The 5198-nt window shown below is 69.1% G+C and carries 6 protein-coding genes and 1 pseudogene; 3 read left to right on the top strand and 4 right to left on the bottom strand.

Translation table 11 applies throughout. The annotated features are described in order from the left end of the window. The 4 genes and pseudogenes from K0M70_RS04135 to K0M70_RS04120 form a co-directional block, all read right to left on the bottom strand. A pseudogene (locus K0M70_RS04135) lies at positions 1 to 312 on the bottom strand (TraB/GumN family protein); the annotation flags it as partial. Between the two features lie 93 nt (positions 313 to 405). Then, positions 406 to 834 carry a hypothetical protein gene (locus K0M70_RS04130; RefSeq protein ID WP_290779653.1) on the bottom strand — a complete coding sequence of 143 codons (429 nt, stop codon included), beginning with the start codon at positions 832 to 834 and terminating at the stop codon, positions 406 to 408. After that, the gene (locus tag K0M70_RS04125; protein ID WP_290779650.1) at positions 831 to 983 is read right to left on the bottom strand and encodes a hypothetical protein; all 153 of its coding nucleotides are present in this window, start codon (positions 981 to 983) and stop codon (positions 831 to 833) included. The genes K0M70_RS04130 and K0M70_RS04125 overlap by 4 nt, the downstream gene beginning before the upstream one ends. Then, a complete protein-coding gene (locus K0M70_RS04120) occupies positions 980 to 1345 on the bottom strand; it encodes a cupin domain-containing protein (RefSeq protein ID WP_290779647.1) in 366 nt (121 codons plus the stop codon). Before K0M70_RS04120 ends, K0M70_RS04125 begins: the two co-directional genes overlap by 4 nt. 433 nt (positions 1346 to 1778) lie before the next feature. Here K0M70_RS04120 and K0M70_RS04115 point away from each other — a divergent pair, with 433 nt between their 5' ends. The 3 genes from K0M70_RS04115 to K0M70_RS04105 form a co-directional block, all read left to right on the top strand. Next, positions 1779 to 3503 carry a dihydroxy-acid dehydratase gene (locus K0M70_RS04115; protein WP_290779644.1) on the top strand — a complete coding sequence of 575 codons (1725 nt, stop codon included), beginning with the start codon at positions 1779 to 1781 and terminating at the stop codon, positions 3501 to 3503. Between the two features lie 53 nt (positions 3504 to 3556). Then, positions 3557 to 4588, top strand: a complete 1032-nt coding sequence (gene ilvC / locus K0M70_RS04110) for a ketol-acid reductoisomerase (protein ID WP_290779641.1) — start codon at positions 3557 to 3559, stop codon at positions 4586 to 4588. Continuing rightward, positions 4585 to 5198 (top strand): thiamine pyrophosphate-binding protein (locus K0M70_RS04105; RefSeq protein ID WP_290779638.1); only part of this gene is annotated, 614 nt, incomplete at its 3' end. The genes ilvC and K0M70_RS04105, both read left to right, overlap by 4 nt.

Here is a 5198-nt window from a genome sequence, read left to right as displayed (position 1 = left end):
GATATCGGCCTGCACGCCCGGGGGCGCAATCACTTCCGCCGCTGTGTCCAGGATGGATTCCACCTGCGCGGTCTGCCACTGCATGGCGCGCGGCAGAGGTACCAGGCTGGCCAGGATCCACACCTCGCCTTCGCCATCCTTGCCCATGACGCGCCACAGGCCAGGACCGGGCTGCACGCCGGTGACCACCAGTTCGTCCAGCACCACATCGGGCTGCACGGACGGATGCTGGGTGCTTGCCGACGCCATCGGCGCGAGGCCAATCAGCGCCGCAGCAATGAGGTTCGCGGCAACGCGCAAACGGGCATTCACAGGCAAAGGGTGTCTCCTGCAGGAACAGCGTTACTTCATGCGTCGCGCCAACCACCCCAGCAAAAGGGCCAGCAGCGCCATGGCAGGCCAGGCTCAGCCCGCTTTGCCGGGCGCGATGCGCCGACCAAGCTTGATCGCCAGCCAGGCCATCGGCAGGTAGGCCAGCAGCAGGTCGGCGGCCATGAACCACACGGGCGCAGGAATCATGAAGCAGGCCGCGATGCCGCCGGCCAGGAACACCACGCCGATGACATACGCGAACCGTGCCTTGTGGCTCGCCGCCACGACATAGGCCACCAGCGCACCTGCCAGCGTGCCCAGCGCATGCGCCAGGAACGGCGCCAGGAAATGCCGGGGCTCGAACAGCGCGATCGCCTGCGCCAGCCCCTCGGGCGTGGTCATGTCCACGCCGGCGGGCGGTGGGATCAGCGTAGGCCCGTAGGTGACGATGGCCATGTTGACCACGCTGCCAATGATGACGCCGGCCACGACGGCCAGGATGTTCCGCAAGATCTTGATCATGGTTCGTCTCCGGCGGGAACTGCATGCTCGACCTTGCGGCCGGCGAAGGCATCGAAGATGCGCCGGTGTTCCCGGTACGACCACGCATCGTCGCGATCATAGTAGCCGGCCACCCACTGCTGGAGATTGCCGAACACCAGCACCCTCATGGCGGGCCGATGGCGGCGCTCGCCTCGTAAATGGCGAACTCCTTGCGGGTGCGCTCGAGCACCTCCCACGTGCCGATGAAGCCGCGGGGAATGACGAAACTGTCGCCCGCCACCACGCTTACCGGCTCGCCTCCCGCCTCGGTGATGACGCTGTGGCCTTCCAGCAGGTGGCAATACTCTTCTTCGGAATAGGAGACGCGCCATTTGCCCGGCTCGCTGAGCCACACCCCCGACACGAACTGGCCCGACGGGTCGGTGTAATGAACCCAGACGGTCTGCCGCGGGTTGCCCTGGATCAGCTTCTCAGGGGGCAAGTGGTACTGCTCACCCGACACGGTGGACGCGTCGAACCTGATGATCATCAGCACGATCTCCTGTTACCGGATGACAAAGCACGAGGCGTTCGCGCCAGGAGCCCCCGGGCATGGTTGGCCAGCGGTCGCGCCGGGTCAAGCGCCCGCCAACGGGCGTTTGGAGCAGGAATTCTAAAGTGGCGCCGGGTTGAAAATGGTCGTCAGAGGCTATTGACAGCCCCCGCGGCGGCGTGCTTTTCTCGACCCATGCCCGCCGCCAACGCCACCGCCATGACCCAGCGCACGACCCTCCCGGTCGAGCAGCTTGTCGCGTCGGTCGCCATGCTGGCCCTTGTCGTCGTCGTCCTTATTACCTCACTCCAAGGTGCGGGATAGACGAGCGCGAATAAGTAAAACAGCCCTCGAAACTAGAACCCCGCACCGGAAACGGCGCGGGGTTCTTCGTTTTGGGGCCCTCTGAAATCCAGACGGACCCACCCCAGTGCAAAGCGACGCGATAAAAACCGGCCCCTCCCGCGCTCCCGCCCGCGCCATGCTGCGCGCCACGGGGCTGGACGACGCCGCCATCGCCAGGCCGCTGATCGCGGTGGTGCACACCTGGTCGGACGTTTCCCCCTGCAACCTCACCCTGCGCGACCTGGCCCAGCACGCGCGCGCCGGCATCCTGGCCGCGGGCGGCACGCCGATCGAGTTCAACACCATCGCCATCACGGATGGCATCGCGATGGGCAGCAGCGGCATGCGCGCCTCATTGGCCTCGCGCGAAGTGATTGCCGATTCGATCGAGTTGGCCGTCAGCGGCCACTGCCTGGACGGGGTGGTGGTGCTGGTGGGCTGCGACAAGACCATCCCGGCCGCCGCGATGGCGCTGGCGCGGCTGGACCTGCCCAGCGCGATTTTGTACGGCGGCACCATCATGCCGGGCCAGTGCAAGGGCAAGAAAGTCACCATCCAGGACGTGTTCGAGGCCGTGGGATCGCATGCCGCCGGCACGCTGGACGATGCCGGCCTGGCGGAAGTGGAGCGCGCGGCCTGTCCGGGCGCCGGCGCCTGCGGCGGCCAGTTCACCGCCAACACCATGGCGATGGTGCTGACCTTCCTGGGCCTGTCACCCTTGGGTTTGAACGACATCCCGGCGCTGCATCCAGACAAGGGCGCCGCGGCGTTTGCCTGCGGCGAGCTGGTGATGCGGCGGCTGCGCGAGGGCGGATTCACGCCGTCGCAGGTGCTCACGCCAGCCGCCTTCCGCAATGCCGCGCGCGCCGTGTCAGCCACGGCGGGCTCCACCAACGCCGCGCTGCACCTGCTGGCCATCGCCCACGAAGCGGGCGTGGACTTCACCCTGGAAGACTTCGAGGCCGCGTCGCGCACGCCGGTGATCGCCGACCTCAAGCCGGGCGGCCGCTACACCGCCGCTGAGATGTTTGACATGGGCGGCAGCGCCCTGGTCGCGAATGAACTGCGTGCGGCTGGCCTGCTCGACGACGAGGCCACGGTGACCGGCCGCACGCTGTTCGCCGAGTTGGACGCCGCGCCGGCCGCCGGCCCGCAGGATTGCGTGCGCCCGGTTTCGGACCCGATCAAGCCGCGCGGCGGCTATTCGATCCTGTACGGCGACCTGGCCCCCGAAGGTTGCATCGTGAAGCTGGCCGGGCACGGCCGCGAATCGTTCGAAGGCACGGCGCGCGTGTTCGACTCCGAAGACGCCGCGTTTGCCGCCGTGCAGGCGCGCGACATCCGCGCCGGCGACGTGGTGGTGATCCGCTTTGAAGGCCCGGCCGGCGGCCCCGGCATGCGCGAGATGCTGGCCGTCACCGCCGCGCTGGTGGGCCAGGGCCTGGGCAACGACGTGGCCCTGGTGACCGACGGCCGCTTCTCGGGCGCCACCCACGGCTTCATGGTCGGCCACGTGTCGCCCGAAGCGGCGCACGGCGGCCCCATCGCCCGCCTGCGCGACGGCGACCGCGTGCGCATCGACGTGTCCACGCGCCGCATTGACGTGGACGCCGACCTGTCCACCCGCGAACCCGCCCGCATCGCCCCGCGCGTCACCGGGGGCGCGCTGGCCAAGTACGCGCTGCAGGTGGGCTCCGCGTCCCGCGGCGCCGTCACCAGCCCCGCGCCGGCCCCGCGCGCCGCACGCATTCCCATCGCACTCATCGCCGATTTCCGGGGCCAGGGCCTCCCCGAGCACAGCACGCCCTGACCCCGTTTTATTCCCTTCCAGACCTCCCTCTCGACTCCAAGGACAACGCCGCCATGACCCAAGCCTCCTCCGCCAACGCGCCCCGTCCCCGCATCGCCGTCGTCGGCTATGGCAGCCAGGGGCGGGCACATGCCTTGAACCTGCGCGAATCGGGATTTGACGTCACCGTTGGCCTGCGCCCGGGCGGACCCACCGAAGCCAAGGCCCAAGCCGACGGCTTCACGGTGAAGACGCCGGCCGAGGCCGTGGCCGGCGCCGAACTCATCGCCGTGCTCACCCCCGACATGGTGCAGCCGCGCCTGTACCGCGAAGCCATCGAGCCCTACATCGCCAAGGGCGCCTGCCTGCTGTTCGCGCACGGCTTCAACGTGCACTACGGCCAGATCGCGCCGCGCGCCGACCTCGACGTCATCCTGGTCGCGCCCAAGGGCCCCGGCGCGCTGGTGCGCCGCGAATACGAGATCGGTCGCGGCGTGCCCTGCGTCTACGCCGTGCAGCAGGACACCAGCGGCCGCGCCGAGGCGCTGGCACAGGCCTATGCCGCGGGCCTCGGCGGCGCGCGCGCCAACGTCATCAAGACCACCTTCAAGGAAGAAACCGAAACCGACCTGTTCGGCGAACAGGCCGTGCTGTGCGGCGGCGCCACCAAACTGGTGCAAGCCGGCTGGGAAACGCTGGTGGAAGCCGGCTACCAGCCCGAAGTCGCTTACTACGAGTGCCTGCACGAACTGAAGCTGATCGTGGACCTGCTGTACGAAGGCGGCATCACCCGCATGCACGAGTTCATCAGCGAAACCGCGCAGTACGGCGCGCTCACCCGCGGCCCGTACATCATCGACGAACACGCACGCGCGCAGATGAAGAAGATCCTGGCCGAAATCCAGGACGGCACCTTCGCCCGCCAGTGGATCGCCGAATACGCCGCCGGCAACCCCAACTACAAGGCCATGAAGCAGGCCGATTTCGAGCACCCGATCGAAGCCACCGGCCGCAAGCTGCGCGCCGCCATGAGCTGGATCGGCGCCGACGGCAACGTCACCGCGCCGGCCCCCGCCAAGCCCCGACAAGAGGCCGCCGCCGCATGAACGCCAAACAGAACGGCGCCCAGCTGCTGGCGCGCGCGCTCGAAGCCGAGGGCGTGGACCTGCTGTTCGGCTACCCCGGCGGCGCCATCATGCCCTTCTACGACGCCCTGCCCGGCTCGAAGCTCAAGCACATCCTGGTGCGCCACGAACAGGGCGCTGCGCTTGCCGCCAATGGCTATGCGCGTGCCAGCGGCCGCGTCGGCGTGTGCGTGGCCACGTCGGGCCCGGGCGCCTCGAACCTGGTCACCGGTATCGCCGATGCCTTCCTGGACTCGGCGCCGATGGTGGTGATCACCGGCCAGGTCAGCACCGCGCTGATGGGCACCGACGCCTTCCAGGAGCTGGACGTGTTCGGCATGACCCTGCCGATCGTGAAGCACAGCTTCCTGGTGCGCGACGTCAATGATTTGCCCGGCATCGTGCACGAAGCCTTCCGCATCGCCCGCGAAGGCCGCCCCGGCCCCGTGCTGATCGACCTGCCCAAGGACGTGCAGCTGGCCGATGCGTCGCAGCTGGTTCCCCGTGTCCCCCCGGGGGGGGGGGGCCCCCCCCCCCCCGCCCCCGGCGGAGAGAAAACCCCCCCACACCCCCCCCCCCCCCCCCCCCCGCC

It is taken from the genome of Arenimonas sp. (genome assembly GCF_019459675.1).
Lineage (GTDB): Bacteria > Pseudomonadota > Gammaproteobacteria > Xanthomonadales > Xanthomonadaceae > Arenimonas.
The sequence above is the reverse complement of the archived record's forward strand: the minus strand, read 5'-3'. Positions and strand labels throughout refer to the sequence as shown.

What these genes read in the sequence shown, in the direction of transcription:
- ilvC (WP_290779641.1), top strand. Translation starts at nt 3,557, where the DNA reads ATGACCCAAGCCTCCTCCGCCAACGCGCCCCGTCCCCGCATCGCCGTC.
- K0M70_RS04125 (WP_290779650.1), bottom strand. Translation starts at nt 983, where the DNA reads ATGAGGGTGCTGGTGTTCGGCAATCTCCAGCAGTGGGTGGCCGGCTAC.
- K0M70_RS04130 (WP_290779653.1), bottom strand. Translation starts at nt 834, where the DNA reads ATGATCAAGATCTTGCGGAACATCCTGGCCGTCGTGGCCGGCGTCATC.
- K0M70_RS04120 (WP_290779647.1), bottom strand. Translation starts at nt 1,345, where the DNA reads ATGATCATCAGGTTCGACGCGTCCACCGTGTCGGGTGAGCAGTACCAC.